This window comes from Caballeronia sp., assembly GCF_028292365.1.
Taxonomy (GTDB): Bacteria; Pseudomonadota; Gammaproteobacteria; order Burkholderiales; family Burkholderiaceae; genus Caballeronia.
In genome coordinates, this window is sequence record NZ_JAQGMM010000121.1 from 1 (window position 1) to 15,639 (window position 15,639).

A 15,639-nucleotide genomic window follows, 5' to 3' on the forward strand; every position below is an offset into this window, starting at 1 on the left:
AACCATCGCTTCACGTTGGGAAATTCGTCCAGCTCAATACCCTGGTTTTTCCACGAACGAGTCCACGGAAACGTCGCGATATCAGCGATCGAATAGTCATTTCCGGCGAGAAACCGCGTGACGCCCAATTGCTTGTCCATCACGCCATATAAGCGCCTGGCTTCGTTCGAATATCGATTAACCGCGTACTCGATCTTTTCAGGCGCGTAAATCCTGAAATGATGCGCCTGGCCAAGCATGGGTCCAACACCGCCCATCTGGAACATCAGCCACTGCATGGTCGTGTATCGGCCGACAGGATCAAGGGGCAAGAACTTCCCCGTTTTCTCAGCGAGATAAAACAGGATCGCTCCGGATTCAAAGAGCGCTAACGGCTTACCGTCGGGGCCATCGCTATCGATAATCGCGGGGATCTTGTTATTCGGGCTGATCGCCAGAAACTCCGGCGTAAATTGATCGCCAGCACCAATATCGATGGGAATCGGTTTGTACTCGAGTCCGAGTTCTTCCAGCATGATATGAATCTTGTGGCCGTTCGGCGTGGCCCAGCTATAGACGTCGATCATTTTCGCTCCTGGTCCTCAAAACGGGAAAGCGGCGACCCGTGCAATCCGGGTCGCCACTCAAAAACGCTGCCGAAAATTAGACCATAGTTCGCAGAACGACGCTGAACACCGGTTCACGCGTACCGTGAAAGCTCCAGCTTGGCGATTGCGTTTCGATGCACTTCATCGGGCCCATCTGCAAGCCGCAACGTCCGTGCATGTGCATAGGCGTAAGCCAGCGGAAAATCATCGGACACACCGGCCGCACCGTGCGCCTGAATTGCCCAATCGATGATCTGACAGGCGATATTCGGCGCCACCACCTTGATCATCGCGATCTCGCCGCGTGCGCCCTTATTGCCGACGGTGTCCATCATGTAAGCCGCTTTCAGGGTGAGCAGGCGCGCCTGTTCGATCATGATGCGAGCATCGGCAATACGCTCCTGCGTCACGCCGTGAGCAGCGATCGGCTTGCCGAAAGCGACCCGTTGCAGCGAGCGTTTCGACATCAGTTCCAGCGCGCGTTCGGCCAGTCCGATCAGGCGCATGCAATGATGAATTCGCCCCGGCCCCAGGCGTCCCTGCGCGATTTCAAAGCCGCGTCCGTCGCCGAGCAACATGTTCGATGCCGGAACACGTACGTTCTCGAGCGTGATATCCATGTGGCCGTGCGGCGCGTCGTCGTAGCCGAACACCGAGAGCGGCCGATGCACGGTGATGCCGGTCGCGTCTGCAGGAACGAGGATCATCGATTGTTGCTGATGTTTGGGCGCATCGGGATCGGTCTTGCCCATCACGATATACACCTTGCAGCGCGGATCGCCCGCACCCGACGACCACCACTTGCGGCCATTGATCACGTAGCTGTCCCCGTCGCGCACAATGCTGCACTGGATATTCGTCGCATCCGACGAAGCCACGTCCGGCTCGGTCATCAGGAACGCGGAGCGGATCTCGCCTTGCAACAACGGTTCAAGCCATTGCAGCTTCTGCTGCTCGCTGCCATACCGTTCGATGGTCTCCATGTTGCCCGTGTCCGGCGCGCCGCAATTGAAGACTTCTGGCGCCCATGGCACGCGGCCCATGATCTCGCAGAGCGGCGCGTATTCCAGATTGCTCAGTCCTGCGCCGCGTTCGGATTCAGGCAGGAACAGGTTCCAAAGACCGGCATCGCGAGCTTGTTGCTTCAGCGTTTCGATCAATGCAGTCGGAACCCACGCGTTGCCTTTTGCCCGATTCGCGGCGACTTCATTGTTGAACACGCGCTCGTTCGGGTAGATGTGTTCATCGAAGAAATGGCTTAGCTTTTGACGCAGTTCCTGCACTTTCGGCGTGTAATCGAAATTCATATCGTCTCCAGATCAATCGCTATTCACCGACTTTCTGCGCATAGGACCACGCGAGTTCGGCCATGGGTTTTGCACGCTTTCCGGCATCAAGCGCCTGTGTGCTTGCCGCCGTGCCTTCGCTCACCCGCTTCATGATTCCCTGCAGGATCGCGGCAATGCGGAACATGTTGTACGCGAGGTAGAAATTCCAATCGCCTTGAATGGCAAGACCCGTGCGGGCGAGGTATGTCGCGACATATTCGTTTTCATTGGGAATGCCCAGCGCTGCCCAGTCAAGGCCGCCGATGCCGCGAAATTGCGTCGGGTCAACGTGCCATGCCATGCAGTGGTAAGCGAAATCGGCAAGCGGATCGCCAAGCGTGGACAGTTCCCAGTCGAGCACCGCAAGCACACGCGGTTCGGTTGGATGGAAGATCAGGTTGTCGAGCCGGAAGTCACCGTGAACGATCGACACGCGTTCCGCCGGCGCGCCTTCCTCGCTACGTGGAATATGCTTCGGCAACCAATCGATCAACTTGTTCATCGCGTCGATAGACTCCGTTTCCGACGCAACGTATTGCTTGCTCCATCGGCCGATCTGACGCTCGAAATAGTTGCCGGGCTTGCCGTAGGTCTCAAGCCCGACTTGAGCGATGTCCACCGAATGGAGCGCCGCGATCACGCGATTCATCTCGTTGTAGATCGCACCGCGTTCTGACGGCATCATGCCCGGCAGCGCCTGATCCCATAACACGCGGCCTTCGACAAACTCCATCACATAGAACGCGCGCCCGATCACGCTTTCGTCCTCGCATAACGCGAACATTCTCGCGACGGGAACGTCGGTGTTGGCGAGTGCATCCATCACGCGATATTCACGCTCGATGGCATGCGCCGATGGCAGTAATTTCGCCGCCGGACCGGGCTTCGATCGCATCACATAACTGCGCGCGGGCGTGATCAGTTTGAACGTGGGATTCGATTGACCGCCGGCAAACTGCTCGACGGTGAGTGGCCCGGCAAAACCTTCAATATGCGATTCCAGCCACGTGGATAACGCCGGAACATCGAATTGTTGCCGCTCGTTGACCGGGCGTGTTCCCTCGAACGCTGAAAAATCCTGCGGGACGGGGGTATCGTTTGCAGCCATCGTTGTCTCCTCCGGTCTTGCGTTTGCTTGGGCATTCACGCGGCATCACGCGGCGTCGTGCCGTTGTTGTTCCGCGTGCCAGTTATGGCTTCATGAGCGATTTAAAGCGCACGAACTGCGCGTACAGCAGTTCCATGGTTGTGTTCCGTACCCCGGCGTGAAGCGGCGAGGGTGGCGAATGATTTAGCGCGCGGATCACCCAGTCGTTGGGGTTATCGCCGACATCGAGCGCGTTGATGCAGCCCGTGGTCTGCGAAAGATGGCCGAAAAACGTGCGGCCCCCGCTGGTGATCGCGTGCGACAACAGCGCACGATTGACGCCGCCATGCAGCACGAGCAGCACCGTGTCCCACGACGAATCGTCGCGCAGTCGTTGCATCGGCGGCAACACGCGATCAAGCAACTCGCCAATAGTTTCGCCGCCCAGAAACGCAGTCGTTTCCGGCACGATGCCATCGAAAACGCTGAGAAACGCGCGCTCAAAATCTTTGGGTGGAAGGCCCCCCAGCCGGCCGCCACGAATCTCCTGCCATTCCGGCCAGATGTCGATGTCGATCTGCTGACCCGTTTCGGCAAGCACGCGTTGCGCCGTCTCGAGCGTGCGCGGCAAACCACTTGCGATGACTTTGTCGAAGCGAATTTGCTGCGCCTTGAACTCGCGTCCTGCCGCACTCGCTTCTTCGCGGCCACGTTCGTTCAGCGGCACGCCTTCAGGGTCGATGGCGCGGCCGCTGGCATCGAAGTAAGTCACGTCGCCGTGGCGCATCAGGAAAATGCGGCGGCGTTTGGGCAGTTCGTACGAGGTCGTCATTTGTAGTGCGGTGGCCGTTTTTCGAGGAACGCGTTGATGCCTTCCAGCGCGTTACCGTTATGCAGGGCATCGACGAAACCATCGCGCTCGTCGTCCAGATGTTCCGCCAACGACTGCGTTTCGGCTGCGGTGATCAGCGTCTTGATCCGCGCGAGCGCTTTCGGCGCCATGCGACCTAGCTCGTCCGCCCAGGCGATGGCGGTATCGAGCGCTGCGCCCGATTTCGTCACGCGGTTCACAACACCAACCTCATGCAGCCGCGTGGCGCCAATCGGCTTCGCCTCAAGCAGGATTTCGGTGGCGAGCGCTCGCGGCAACGCGCGCGTGAGAAACCACGAGCCCCCGCCGTCAGGTGTGAGGCCCACGCGGGAGTACGACATCACGAACTTGGCGTCTTCAGCCGCGACCAGCAGATCGCACGCGAGCGCCAGCGAGAAACCCGCACCCGCTGCGGCGCCTTCCACGGCCGCGATCACCGGTTTCGTCGATGATCGCAATGCCACGATCCACTCGCCAAGCATGTCGATACTCGCGGCCTGTACCGACGGATCCTTCGCGCGGTTCTCGAGCAAGCGGTTCAGATTGCCGCCGGCGCAAAAGAAGTTATCGGCGCCGGTCAGTACGATCGCGCGCACCGACGTATCCCGCTCAGCCGTATTCATCGCTTCGATGCCGGCCGTGTACATGTCCGGGTGCAGCGCATTGCGGGCGCCCGGGTTGGACAGCTTAAGAACGAGCGTGGTGTCGCTTTCGGCTGGCCTGACGGAGAGCAGTTCGGCGCTCATGCTGCAGCCTCATCGAGAGTCAGCGACAAACCGAGCTGCGCACGACGCGCAAGCCACGGCGACGGACGATAACGCGGGTCACCGAGCACGGCCTGCATGTTGCGCAGGATAGTGAGAATAGTGCTCGCGCCGAGCGCATCGCCCAGCGCCAGCGGACCCCGCGGATAACCCAGACCGAGCGTGACGGCGAGATCGATATCCGCGGGCGATGCAATGCGCTGCTGCGCGATATCGCAACCAATGTTGACGATGGTCGCCACCACGCGCTGGGCGACAAAGCCGGTCGAATCGCGAATCACGGTGACGGGAATGCCATCGAATGCGAAGAGCGCGTGCGCAGCATCGCGGAATTCGGCGGTCGTCGCGGGTGTAGTCATGATCGTGCGACGGGCGGCATCGGCGAGCGGAAACAAGGTGTCGATAGCGACCGTGCGCGACGCGTCCAGTTTCTCCGCGACGGCTGCGGTGGTGGCGTCGTGGCCAAGCGGCGTGACAATAATCAGCGAATCCGGCGCGGGGCTGCCGCCGGTATCGATGGTGACCGCCGTTTCCATCTTCGCGATCAGCCGGAACACTTCTTCGCGCGCATGGGCGGATGCCCGGCTGACCCACACGCGACGTGGCAGCGTTGTAGGCGCGGGCGCTTCCTCAGGAATCTGCTGCTTGCCGTCCACGTATTTATAGAAACCCTCACCCACTTTGCGCCCGATCAACCCACCGGCGAGCCGCGTGCCGGTGATAGGCGACGGCGTGAAGCGCGGTTCCTCATAGAACTGGTGATAGATCGACTCCATCACCGGATGCGACACATCAAGCGCCGTCAGGTCCAGCAACTCGAATGGCCCGAGCCGGAAGCCGGCTTGTTCGCGCATGATCCGGTCGATATCGGCGAAACTCGCCACGCCTTCGCTTGCGATCCGCAGGCCCTCGGTGTTCATGCCGCGCCCGGCGTGATTCACGATGAACCCGGGCATGTCCTTCGCGCGCACGGCCGTGTGGCCCATCTTGCGGCCGAGCGCCATCAGCGCGTCGCCGGCAGCGGGGTCTCCACGCAAGCCGTCGATTACCTCGACCACTTTCATCAGCGGTACGGGGTTGAAGAAGTGCAGGCCGACCACGCGCTCCGGCTTGGCACAGCCCGCGGCAATCGCGGTAATGGACAGCGACGACGTATTCGACGCCAGGATGCAATGCTCGCTGACCACGCCTTCGAGCTCACGGAACAACTCCCGCTTGACGTCCAGCTTTTCCACGATCGCTTCGACCACCACATCGCAATCGGCCAGGTCGCCGATTGCCCCGGCCGCATGAATGCGCGCCAAGGCGGCATGCGCATCGGTTTCGTTCAGCTTGCCTTTTGCGGCGAGTTTGTTCAGGGTGTCAGCGAGATACTCGTGTGCAGCCGTGATGGCTTGCTGGTTGGTGTCGTACAGACGCACGTTCAGGCCGCCGAGCGCCGCGATCTGCGCGATGCCACGTCCCATCGCGCCGCTGCCGACAATACCCACGGTCCGAATCTCTGTGTCGCGAAAACTCATGGCGTGTCTCACTCCTTATTTGCTAGATTAGCACGGTCGTACTGTTTATGAGTGGCCCTGAAGGCCGCCGATTGCCTGCATTGCTTAAAACGAAAGATGTCCAGGAGACTCAAGATGCTCAAGCTGTATGGTTTTCCGCTGTCCAACTACGTGAACAAGGTGAAGTTCGTGCTGCTCGAACACGGCATTCCGTTCGAGGAGGTGCGTGCGAATTTCGGCCAGGACGAAGCAACACTCGCGCGCTCGCCGCTCGGCAAGGTTCCGTATGTGGAAACCGAGGCCGGGGCGCTGTGCGAGTCGCAGGTGATCGTCGAATATCTGGCGAGTGCCTATCCGGAGAAACCCATTTTTTCCGCTGATCCGTTCACGGCCGCCAAGGAGCGCGAGATGATCGCGTTCATTGAGACACACCTGGAACTGGTTGCCCGCGAACTCTACAAGCAGGCATTTTTCGGCGGCACAGTGACCGACTACACCAAGGTGCGTGCGGAAAAACGGCTCCGGCAAGGAATCGCGGGATTCAAGCGGATTGCTAGGTTCGAACCGTACGCGCTCGGCACGACCTTCAGTATCGCCGATGTCAGTGCATTCGTGAATTTGCCGCTGATCGGGCTGACGACGAAAGCGATCTATGGAGGGGATTTCCTGCTGGAAGCGGGGATTGACTGGAAGACTCACAACAAGCTGGTGGGCGAGCGGCCGGCCGCGCAGAAAGTCACGGCGGACCGGCTCGCCTTCATGGACGCGCAGAAAAAAGCGCTGCCGAAGATCTAGTCTTTAAAGACTGGCGAGGCGTTCAAGCGCGGTGCGCAGCGTCTCTTCCTTCTTCGCGAAGCAAAAGCGCACGACGCCCGATTCGTGACTCTCGTGATAAAACGCCGACACCGGAATGGCCGCGACGCCAATCTCGCTCGTGAGCCATTGCGAGAACTCGGCTTCTGGCAGGTCGCTGATGGCGGAATAGTCGACGCACTGGAAATACGTGCCGTCGCAAGGCAGCAGCTTGAAGCGCGAGTTGGCGAGGCCTTCGCGGAAAAAGTCGCGTTTTTGCTGATAAAAAGCGGGTAATTCCAGATACGGCGCGGGGTCTTTGAGGTATTCGGCAATACCGACCTGCATCGGCGTATTCACGGTGAAGACATTGAACTGATGGACCTTGCGGAATTCCGCCGTGAGCGCGGCGGGCGCGGCGACGTAACCGATCTTCCAACCCGTCACGTGAAAGGTCTTGCCGAAACTCGACACCACGAAACTCCGCGCGGCCAGGTCCGGATATCGGCACACGCTTTCGTGCGGAGCGCCGTCGAAGACCATGTGTTCGTAGACTTCGTCGGAGAGAACCAGCAGGTCAGTGCCGCGCAGGATCTCGTCGAGCTTCTGCATATCGGCTGCGCGCCAGACGCGTCCTGTCGGGTTGTGCGGCGAATTGATGATCAGCAGCCGCGTTTTCGGCGTGATCGCGGCCGCGATCTTGTCGAAGGGCAACGCGTAATCGGGTGCTTCCAACGATACAAACACCGGTTTGCCACCCGCGAGCTCGATGGCGGGCACGTAGCAGTCGTACATCGGCTCGATCACAACGACCTCGTCGCCCGGATGCACGCAGCACAAGATGGCGGTCAGGATGGCTTGGGTCGCGCCGGCTGTGACGGTGATCTCGCGCTCGGCATCATATTGGCGGCCATACAGCCGTTCGATCTTCTCACTGATCGCGTGGCGCAGCGGCGCGGCGCCGGCCATCGGCGGATATTGGTTGTGGCCGTCGCGCATGGCGTTCGACACGGCGTCCACAATGCGCGGATCGCACGCGAAATCCGGGAAACCCTGACCTAGATTGACCGCGCCTTTCTGTGTCGCGAGCGCGCTCATGACCGTGAAGATGGTCGTGCCGACGTTCGGCAGGCGCGAGGCGATGGCGGGAACAGCGGACGAATAGGGGAGGTCGTGCGAGGCGTTCATGGCGTGGGCGATCGGCTGCGCTAAAGGGAAATGTGTCCTATTTTAAACGTCGATGGAGTTTGTTTCTTTGTTCGTTTCTTCATAAGCTTCAATGTGCGCTTCGAAGCTGGCTACGAACGGCGCGGGCTGGGCAATTCGGAACCCGAAGTCGCGTGCCGTTCGTTTCGCGAGTTTAAGTACGGCGCGATCCTTGGATACCAGCCAGTCCGCCCGGCTCGCGTGCGCCAGTTCAAGAAACTTCTGGTCGTCGCGATCGCGGCATTTGGGCAATGGCGGCGCGTCTGCGGGCGGCGGTTCGGGCGCGACGAGTTGCGAAAGCCGCGCGACAGTTTCAAGCGCTTCGGACTTGTTCACGGCGAAGCGCACGAATTGCGGATAGTCCAGTACATACGTCAGTTCTTTGAGGCAGCGCGCATCGATCAGCGCTTGCAGCGTGCCGGCTTCAAGCGCGGCGCGGATTGGACGCGTGATGGGGTCATCGAATACCAGGATGTCGATCCAGACATTCGAATCCAGCACGGCGCGCAGCACGGGGGATTTTTTCATTCGATACAATCGAGGGTTTCCGTCTTCATCGTTGGCAGCATGCCGGCGAGCCCCTATGATAATCGTTCTATCGCCGGCCAAATCGCTCGACTACGAGACCCCGCCTCACGTTACCAAGCACACGTTGCCTGAATTCGCCGCCGATTCCGCTGAACTGATCGATGCGTTGCGCAAGCTCTCGCCACAGGAAATCGGCAGCCTCATGCATATCTCCGATCCGCTGGCGCGCCTGAATTTCCAGCGCTACGCGGACTGGTCGCCGAGCTTTGGCACGCATAATTCGAAGCAGGCCATGCTGGCGTTCAACGGCGACGTCTACGAGGGTTTTGACGCAAAGTCGCTGCACGGAGCGGATCTCGACTTCGCGCAAACTCATGTGCGTGTGCTGTCGGGGTTGTACGGATTGCTGCGGCCGCTGGATCTGTTGCAACCGTATCGGCTGGAAATGGGCACGAAATTCGCCACTACGCGCGGCAAGGATTTGTATGCGTTTTGGGGCGATCGCATCACGGCAGCCCTGAACACGCAGATGAAAAAACAGAAGGGCGCGCGCGTATTGGTGAACTGCGCGTCCAACGAGTATTTTAAGTCGGTGCAGCCGAAGCGCCTGGACGCGCCGGTGATATCGCCGGTCTTCCAGGACTGGAAGAACGGCCAGTACAAGATCATCAGCTTTCACGCGAAACGCGCGCGCGGCCTGATGGCGCGATTTGCCGTGCAGCATCGGATAGACGAGCCGGAAGGCCTGAAGGCTTTCACGAGCGATGGTTATGCCTTCGATAAAAAGAATTCGACGGAAACGAGTTATGTGTATCGCCGGCGGCTGGGTTCTTAAGCGCCACGAGCACGCACTATTAAGGAAGCGTCATGAGCATTTCAATCACGAGTCAATTTGATGCAGGTGCGATCGAGGTTGTGTCTGCCGAGGACCCCGCGGCCATTCGCTTGCGTGTGCGTCCGGACAGCCACGCTGAGTTCGCTCAGTGGTTCTACTTCCGCGTCTCGGGCGCGCGCGACGAGCCGCTCACGATGAGCTTCGAGAACGCCGCTGACTGCGCGTTCGCCGATGGCTGGCGCGAGTATCGGGCGGTGGCGAGTTACGACCGGATCAACTGGTTCCGCGTGCCAACGCGATATGACGGCCGCGTACTAACCATCGAGCACACGCCCGATTTCGACGCGGTGTATTACGCCTATTTCGAGCCGTATAGTGAAGAGCGCCATGCGGGATTTCTCGGTGCCGTTCAGCAGATGCCGCACGCGACGCTGACGGAAATAGGCCGGACGGTGCAGGGCCGGCCCATGTCGCTCGTGTCGCTTGGGTTGACCGAAGAGACCGAGCGTCCGGTGAAGCCGAAGAAAAACGTGTGGATCATCGCGCGCCAGCATCCCGGCGAGACCATGGCCGAGTGGTTCGTGGAAGGGCTGATCAAACGGCTGGCGGGCTGGGGCGACTGGGCGGGCGATCCGGTCGCACGGTTGATCTTTGATCACGCCGTGTTCCATATCGTGCCGAACATGAATCCCGATGGCAGTGTGCTCGGCAATCTGCGCACCAACGCCGCGGGTGCCAACCTGAATCGCGAATGGATGGAACCCGATCCTGCCCGTAGTCCTGAAGTGCTAACCGTTCGTAACGCCATTCACGCGCTGGGCTGTGACCTTTTCTTCGATATCCACGGCGACGAGGCGCTGCCTTACGTGTTCGTGGCCGGCTCCGAAATGCTGCCTGGTTTCACCGAGAAGCAAGCGCAGGAACAGAAGGCGTTCATTGAATGCTTCAAGCAGGCGAGTCCCGATTTTCAGGACGTGTACGGCTATGAAGCGAGCAAGTACCAGACGGACGCGTTGAAGTTGGCGTCCAAATATGTGGGCAATGAGTTCGGATGTTTGTCGCTGACGCTTGAGATGCCATTCAAGGACAACGCGAATCTGCCGGACGAGCGGGTTGGATGGAACGGCGAGCGCAGCGCTGCGTTGGGGGCGTCGATGCTTCAGGCCATCCTGCGGCATTTGCAGGCGTTCTGAGGCTGGCGAGCGGGGTGAAGTGAGCGCGCCATGGAGCGCAACTGAGCGCATGCGATGCGCGCGCGTTCCGAAGTGCCTGTATCAAAAGGATGTGATCGCTTGACGGCGATCGCATCCTTTTTGCGTTGGCGTTGGCGTTGGAGCTCGAGACGAGGCTCAGAGAACGAGGCTCAGAGGAAAGCGACTCAGTGCTGCTTTTTGCTCGCCGATTTTTTCGTTGTCTTGCCGCCTGCCGACTTCGAGCTCGTTTTCCCTTTGCCCTTGACCGCGCCATGCCGGCCTCTTGCACCGTGGCTCGAACGGGGTTCGGCGCGCGGCCTGGCTGACGGCACAGGATCATTCCAGCCGAAAGCCAGCATCTGGCTGCCTACATAGCCGCAACGGAACTTCAGCGTAGAAGGCGTGGAGTCGCCGTCCTTGGTGACCCCAAGGCCCTCGACCGTCACGACGTTGTCCACCTTGATTCGTTGCTTGTGGTCGTCGAATGCGTCGTTCCAGGGGACGATGCTGCCATGAGCGGAATCGAAGGAACTGGCGGGAAACTCCACGTGATCGAACGCCGTCGACGTGCTCGCCACGAAACTTCCGTGCGCGGCGCAGTCGGCCACCAAGGGATTGGCGTTGAAGTCGGTGACGAAGTGATTGACGAGCTCGTTGCGTTCGTCAAGCGTATCAGCGAACGAAGTGGCGCTGCATGCGGCCGACGCCAGGGTCGCCATTGATGCAATTGCCACCAGCCGGCCGACCAGCCGGAGCAGTCGACGCGGTACTTGAATACTATCCATCAGGTTATGCACTAAAGAGACAACAGGCACGTAAGATGCCCGACAGTGAGGGGGAGTTCCATCTTATATTAAATTCTTTCACGAACCGCCAACGATGTCCGGCCTCGACACAGGTTCTGCCGAAGACTTTGATGCGGGACAAGGTTTGGAATCGATACAGCGCGATCAGACGCGCGGCCCACGATCCAGCCGATAACGCCGGACGTCGAACGTAGTAATCCAGGCAGGCCGGTAGACAGTAATCAGGATGGTGAATACGCCGGAGAATAAGGCCTCGCCAGCTACGAGCAGGGAGGCAGCGAGCGTAAATCCAGCCGGGATAATCAGCTCGCCATTTGCAAGCACGATTTCCAGGAGCAGTCCCGCAGAACAGGCTACCGCGACGGCACATGCCGACGTCAAGAAGCCGTGGCCGACAATGAAGACGAATAGACTGCGCGGAATCCACGCCTGAATAGCTTTCTGTAGCAGAGACGATACGGCGACAGGCAATGCCCCGAACAGTAAGAAGGTCACGGGAACGCCGGGCCATGAGGCATCCAGCACGACCGCCGCCAGACCGGTTGTCACCGCCATGCCGACCATTGCGAGTTGCCAGTCGAACAGCGTGACCATGAGTGTTGCACCTAGCAGATGAATGGCGGGACCATCTTCGAACCAGGTGTTACACGCCCACAGTACCGTCACCGCGACGACAATGCCGAACCAGACGTGTTGAAGCGTCCCGTCTTGCAACCGTCGAAACGGGTTCTTCCAGATTGCAAGCGCGAGCACACCCGCAGTGACAATCCAGCCACCTATTGCGACCCAAAGCGGAAGAGGTGTGTAGAAGAAACCCATAAATCTTATATTACTCGTTTGCGCCCGAAAACGTGTGCATTGACTGTGCCAGCGGGGATTTTCCAACACGCAACGCGTCAATTTATGCGTTGCGTGCCGGCCGTGAAATAACCGTGTTCAGTCGCCGAAACGCGGTTGAGGTTCGGCTGCCATTGGCAGCAGGTGTTCGTCAACTTCCGGACGCGGCGCGTACGTCAGCAACGCGGCCGCGCGCAGCGGCACCGGGCCGGCATCGCCGAGCGCGGGCCGTGGCGACGCGTCAGCCTCGCGCTTCAAGACTTCAAGATAGCCGTTCTGCCAGCCGTTATAAATAGCAACGGCCGCGGCGCGATTCGGTGCACCGAGTTGCTGGAAAATGCTGCCCAAGTGAATTTTTACCGTGCCCTCGCTGATGCCAAGTGTTTTCGCAATGATCTTGTTGGTGCTGCCCATGTGCACGCACCGCATGATTTGTTGCTGGCGCAGTGACAACGTGTTGAAGCGCTTTGAGCCCTTTCGGAATTCTTTCGGCTCAGTGTCGCGACGCGGTAAGAAAACCGGCTCGAGCGCGGGGTCAAGCGCGCACGCGGGGACGTAATGGCCGCCCAGAAGAACCATTTCGAGCGCCCGAACAATCAGTGTGGGGTCGAGATCGCGTGGCACCACGCCGAGTACACCGGCACTGAGAAGCAATCGGACCTGCGCGGTTGATGCTTCGTCCACGATGATTGCCGCAGGAATCTTGGGGAAGGCGTTCAGCAGCGTTCGCAGGTCTGCCATGCGCATGGCCTCGTGCCAGTCGATCACGATCATGTCCGGTTCGAGCCGCAGGATCGCGCTTGCCGCTTGCCGCCAGTCTTTTGCCTCGTTGAAACGCGCGCGCCGGTCGATATGCCTTAAAAGCGCCTTCAAACCTTCGCGACGCTCGGCTTCGGAGTTGACTATGGTGAATTTCATGCGTGCCTCGTTGTTATATGGGTCGGCGCGATGCCCGCTTCCGGGCGGGCGATATGCGGCTAACCAATAATGACCAATCGCAGCCGAAATTGCGCCCTGACCGAATGGCATAGGCATTACGCACAAAATCCCCGGCTGTGTTTCGCCTAGCGGTTGATTTAGTGAATTAATTTCCACTCGGGACGGTTTTGCTAGGAGGAGTCTGAAATGTTTGCGGTCGAGATTGGGATGCTTCTCAAGTGGAAGTGCGAATGCGAGACAGAATGAGACTTATCTGAAGCTCGCTTCCGCGCTGCGACTTCGCACTTCATGCGGATAATTTGGATTGCTTTTGCTTGAATCCACGAGCGGCGTTGTTTTGATCTAACAACCTGGCGAGTGGCTTGAGGTTTTCGCTGTCTTCGCGCATGGATTTTCTGGCCCGGCAGTGGCGATGGAGCGATAGATAAGGGCTTGGGGAATGGAAACACGAGATGTCGCTGCTGCCCGGATTGCATCGCATGGACGACAGGGCGGATCATCGGTCCAAGTCCTTTCCTTGCGGTAGCGAACTCGGCACTTTGCACTGCTTCATGAAGTGGCTTTTGTTTCCGAGGGATCTAGGTCACGCCTGTTTGTTCGCGCGAAGCGGATTCGCGAGACGTCCTATGCAATCGGTAGTCGGGCGTTGCGAGTGCGGAGTGAAAAAACCGTTCCAGTGGGCGCTGGAACGGTTTTTTGTATCGGATCAGGAAGTTGATGTCGGACCCGTCAAGATCTGCGCTGCATTCTCTTCGCAGGTCCGGATGCGCTAACCTCTCGATCGCCTACGGTGATGCGAATCAGGGGTAGGGTGGCAACATGCGGCGCACGAGCCGCAAACGCCTTTACCCTCCGACTTCAAACCGCTTAACTCAGTGAAAATGCGGCTGAGCTGGCTCAGCGTCTTCCGGCATTTCCGCGTGGACGATTTCCCCGAGCGGATCCGCGTACAACGGCACGCCGCAATCGTCGCAATATTCGGGCTCGAAACGGCCGGTGTGTCGGCGCACGTCGGTCACGCCCGAGCGCTTCAACAACGCGACGATCTCTTCTACCGGACCATCCGCGCCTTCCAGTTCGGCCGCTTCTTCCGCCGCACTAATCTCACCGTTTTCCCGTCCGTAAAGTGGCCAAACGACGCCATAGATCACGTCGTTGCTGCCACGGCGGGTGAAGCCGATCCGATATTCGTCCACGCGTTGCTCGCCAAATCCTGCAATCACGGCACGTAATTCGTCAGGCGCCGTTCCGAGCGTGTCGAACAGGTAGCGAACTGCGGTGCGGACCGAGTGCGGCCGAACCTGTTCGTCGGCGTCACGACATGCCGAATAGTAGGCGTCGGGTAGCAGGCATTCGAATTCGCAGCCGGGCAGGATGGCCGCAAAACTGGCGCCCCCTTGGGTCGCCCAGTGTTCAAGGCATTGGCCGCGTTCAATCCGGGTGCCGGCTGTTTCCTCTTGCCATCGAAACAGCGCAGTGCCGACGGGCACGATGGCCATCGCAAGCAGAAAGCGCGGGTCGGCGAGGATGGGTGATGTTTCGGGCAGGTCACCGAGGTTGAGGCGTGCAGGGGTGTGGCCGAGCACGGTCTGTATGAGTTGCTGCGCGACACGTGCTGTTTCCACATGGTGCCGCGGTAACTGGTCGATGCTATAGAGGTACGGCGCAAGCGCCACTTTGGCGCCTTCCGCGAGCACGTGCGCTTGCAGTTGGATACGCAACGCGTCGACCACCTCAGCTTTGAGTGGCCCGGAAGGGATCGAGTAACGCGTCCAGGCCAGCACGGGCGCTGCGATCAGCAATGCTTCGTGCGGCACCCCGTCGATCTCGATCGCGAACGACTCGCTTTGTGTTTCCGCCATATCGGCGAGCGCGCCGTAAGCGTCGGGAAATTTCAGTTGAAGGTGATCGAGCGCGGCATCGAGCGCGGTCTGATTGCCGTTGCGAACAATTTTCCCGAGAAGCGTGTCGAGGCGCGCTTCCCAGAAGCGGTCTTCTATTCGGCTGCCCGATGCGAACAGCGAGAGCGAAAGACCGACGAGCTTGTCGGCATCCGGGGGAAGTCGTTTGGCGATTCGCGAGCGCATAGGAGGCAGTTATCAGGTGCAGAGAACCTTAGATTGTAGTCGCTATGAGTCCGGTTGGACCATTAGTACGCGGCCTCTCTGTGATGCTGGTTTTGCGGCTTCCTGCACCCTCCCTGCGCCGTCCTTTTGCGCGCTTCGTTAGTGTGGAGAAATGCATCGTTGAAATTCTTTTCATGAACCCCTTGCGCGAGTGAGAAACGGGCACTAGAATTCCGTTCCTTCGCTTCACGAAGAGGCGAAGGGAAGTGAGAAAGTGCAGGGCGTGTGTCGCTTAAGAGGA

The 15,639-nt window shown here is 59.5% G+C and carries 15 protein-coding genes; 3 read left to right on the forward strand and 12 right to left on the reverse strand.

The window, feature by feature from the left end:
- From JWR14_RS07435 to JWR14_RS07460, 6 genes are all read right to left on the reverse strand, one after another.
- A partial coding sequence (locus JWR14_RS07435; protein WP_299703833.1) for a glutathione S-transferase N-terminal domain-containing protein occupies positions 1 to 566 on the reverse strand: 566 nt, incomplete at its 3' end.
- Between the two features lie 113 nt (positions 567 to 679).
- Positions 680 to 1,894 carry an acyl-CoA dehydrogenase gene (locus JWR14_RS07440; protein WP_299703836.1) on the reverse strand — a complete coding sequence of 405 codons (1,215 nt, stop codon included), beginning with the start codon at positions 1,892 to 1,894 and terminating at the stop codon, positions 680 to 682.
- 19 nt (positions 1,895 to 1,913) lie between these two features.
- Positions 1,914 to 3,023: a phosphotransferase gene (locus JWR14_RS07445; protein ID WP_299703839.1), complete on the reverse strand. Its 1,110-nt coding sequence runs from the start codon at positions 3,021 to 3,023 to the stop codon at positions 1,914 to 1,916.
- Between the two features lie 82 nt (positions 3,024 to 3,105).
- A complete protein-coding gene (locus tag JWR14_RS07450; protein WP_299703842.1) occupies positions 3,106 to 3,834 on the reverse strand; it encodes a histidine phosphatase family protein in 729 nt (242 codons plus the stop codon).
- Entirely contained in the window at positions 3,831 to 4,619 is a 789-nt protein-coding gene (locus JWR14_RS07455; RefSeq protein WP_299703844.1) for an oxepin-CoA hydrolase, alternative type, read from the reverse strand. Before JWR14_RS07455 ends, JWR14_RS07450 begins: the two co-directional genes overlap by 4 nt.
- Complete coding sequence (locus JWR14_RS07460; protein ID WP_299703847.1) at positions 4,616 to 6,157, reverse strand: 3-hydroxyacyl-CoA dehydrogenase; 1,542 nt, start codon at positions 6,155 to 6,157, stop codon at positions 4,616 to 4,618. The genes JWR14_RS07455 and JWR14_RS07460 overlap by 4 nt, the downstream gene beginning before the upstream one ends.
- A gap of 114 nt (positions 6,158 to 6,271) precedes the next feature.
- Here JWR14_RS07460 and JWR14_RS07465 point away from each other — a divergent pair, with 114 nt between their 5' ends.
- Positions 6,272 to 6,931 (forward strand): glutathione S-transferase, encoded by a 660-nt coding sequence (locus JWR14_RS07465; RefSeq protein ID WP_299703849.1) that lies wholly within the window; start codon positions 6,272 to 6,274, stop codon positions 6,929 to 6,931.
- 3 nt (positions 6,932 to 6,934) lie between these two features.
- On the opposite strand, the gene JWR14_RS07470 is transcribed toward JWR14_RS07465, so the two are convergent.
- Together JWR14_RS07470 and JWR14_RS07475 are read right to left on the reverse strand one after the other, a co-directional pair.
- Entirely contained in the window at positions 6,935 to 8,116 is a 1,182-nt protein-coding gene (locus tag JWR14_RS07470; protein ID WP_299703852.1) for a pyridoxal phosphate-dependent aminotransferase, read from the reverse strand.
- 42 nt (positions 8,117 to 8,158) lie between these two features.
- Positions 8,159 to 8,662 carry a putative toxin-antitoxin system toxin component, PIN family gene (locus tag JWR14_RS07475; RefSeq protein WP_299703855.1) on the reverse strand — a complete coding sequence of 168 codons (504 nt, stop codon included), beginning with the start codon at positions 8,660 to 8,662 and terminating at the stop codon, positions 8,159 to 8,161.
- Between the two features lie 55 nt (positions 8,663 to 8,717).
- Between JWR14_RS07475 and yaaA the strand changes: the two genes are divergently transcribed.
- On the forward strand, positions 8,718 to 9,497 hold the full coding sequence (gene yaaA / locus JWR14_RS07480; protein WP_299703858.1) for a peroxide stress protein YaaA: 780 nt from the start codon (positions 8,718 to 8,720) through the stop codon (positions 9,495 to 9,497).
- A 32-nt stretch (positions 9,498 to 9,529) separates the two neighbouring features.
- Entirely contained in the window at positions 9,530 to 10,690 is a 1,161-nt protein-coding gene (locus JWR14_RS07485; RefSeq protein ID WP_299703860.1) for a M14-type cytosolic carboxypeptidase, read from the forward strand.
- A gap of 185 nt (positions 10,691 to 10,875) precedes the next feature.
- Here JWR14_RS07485 and JWR14_RS07490 read toward each other — a convergent pair whose 3' ends face one another.
- From JWR14_RS07490 to JWR14_RS07505, 4 genes are all read right to left on the reverse strand, one after another.
- On the reverse strand, positions 10,876 to 11,475 hold the full coding sequence (locus JWR14_RS07490) for a hypothetical protein (RefSeq protein WP_299703863.1): 600 nt from the start codon (positions 11,473 to 11,475) through the stop codon (positions 10,876 to 10,878).
- A 165-nt stretch (positions 11,476 to 11,640) separates the two neighbouring features.
- Positions 11,641 to 12,315, reverse strand: coding sequence for a hypothetical protein (locus JWR14_RS07495; RefSeq protein ID WP_299703866.1), 675 nt, complete (start codon positions 12,313 to 12,315; stop codon positions 11,641 to 11,643).
- A 117-nt stretch (positions 12,316 to 12,432) separates the two neighbouring features.
- Positions 12,433 to 13,251, reverse strand: coding sequence for a response regulator transcription factor (locus JWR14_RS07500; protein WP_299703868.1), 819 nt, complete (start codon positions 13,249 to 13,251; stop codon positions 12,433 to 12,435).
- An 893-nt stretch (positions 13,252 to 14,144) separates the two neighbouring features.
- A complete protein-coding gene (locus tag JWR14_RS07505; RefSeq protein WP_299703872.1) occupies positions 14,145 to 15,359 on the reverse strand; it encodes a DUF2863 family protein in 1,215 nt (404 codons plus the stop codon).
- Positions 15,360 to 15,639: the final 280 nt, after the last annotated feature.

Excerpts from the sequence above, each read along its gene's own strand:
- JWR14_RS07475 (WP_299703855.1), bottom strand. The coding sequence starts at position 8,662 with ATGAAAAAATCCCCCGTGCTGCGCGCCGTGCTGGATTCGAATGTCTGG.
- yaaA (WP_299703858.1), top strand. The coding sequence starts at position 8,718 with ATGATAATCGTTCTATCGCCGGCCAAATCGCTCGACTACGAGACCCCG.
- JWR14_RS07485 (WP_299703860.1), top strand. The coding sequence starts at position 9,530 with ATGAGCATTTCAATCACGAGTCAATTTGATGCAGGTGCGATCGAGGTT.
- JWR14_RS07500 (WP_299703868.1), bottom strand. The coding sequence starts at position 13,251 with ATGAAATTCACCATAGTCAACTCCGAAGCCGAGCGTCGCGAAGGTTTG.
- JWR14_RS07465 (WP_299703849.1), top strand. The coding sequence starts at position 6,272 with ATGCTCAAGCTGTATGGTTTTCCGCTGTCCAACTACGTGAACAAGGTG.
- JWR14_RS07495 (WP_299703866.1), bottom strand. The coding sequence starts at position 12,315 with ATGGGTTTCTTCTACACACCTCTTCCGCTTTGGGTCGCAATAGGTGGC.
- JWR14_RS07450 (WP_299703842.1), bottom strand. The coding sequence starts at position 3,834 with ATGACGACCTCGTACGAACTGCCCAAACGCCGCCGCATTTTCCTGATG.
- JWR14_RS07445 (WP_299703839.1), bottom strand. The coding sequence starts at position 3,023 with ATGGCTGCAAACGATACCCCCGTCCCGCAGGATTTTTCAGCGTTCGAG.
- JWR14_RS07505 (WP_299703872.1), bottom strand. The coding sequence starts at position 15,359 with ATGCGCTCGCGAATCGCCAAACGACTTCCCCCGGATGCCGACAAGCTC.
- JWR14_RS07460 (WP_299703847.1), bottom strand. The coding sequence starts at position 6,157 with ATGAGTTTTCGCGACACAGAGATTCGGACCGTGGGTATTGTCGGCAGC.
- JWR14_RS07455 (WP_299703844.1), bottom strand. The coding sequence starts at position 4,619 with ATGAGCGCCGAACTGCTCTCCGTCAGGCCAGCCGAAAGCGACACCACG.
- JWR14_RS07490 (WP_299703863.1), bottom strand. The coding sequence starts at position 11,475 with ATGGATAGTATTCAAGTACCGCGTCGACTGCTCCGGCTGGTCGGCCGG.
- JWR14_RS07470 (WP_299703852.1), bottom strand. The coding sequence starts at position 8,116 with ATGAACGCCTCGCACGACCTCCCCTATTCGTCCGCTGTTCCCGCCATC.
- JWR14_RS07440 (WP_299703836.1), bottom strand. The coding sequence starts at position 1,894 with ATGAATTTCGATTACACGCCGAAAGTGCAGGAACTGCGTCAAAAGCTA.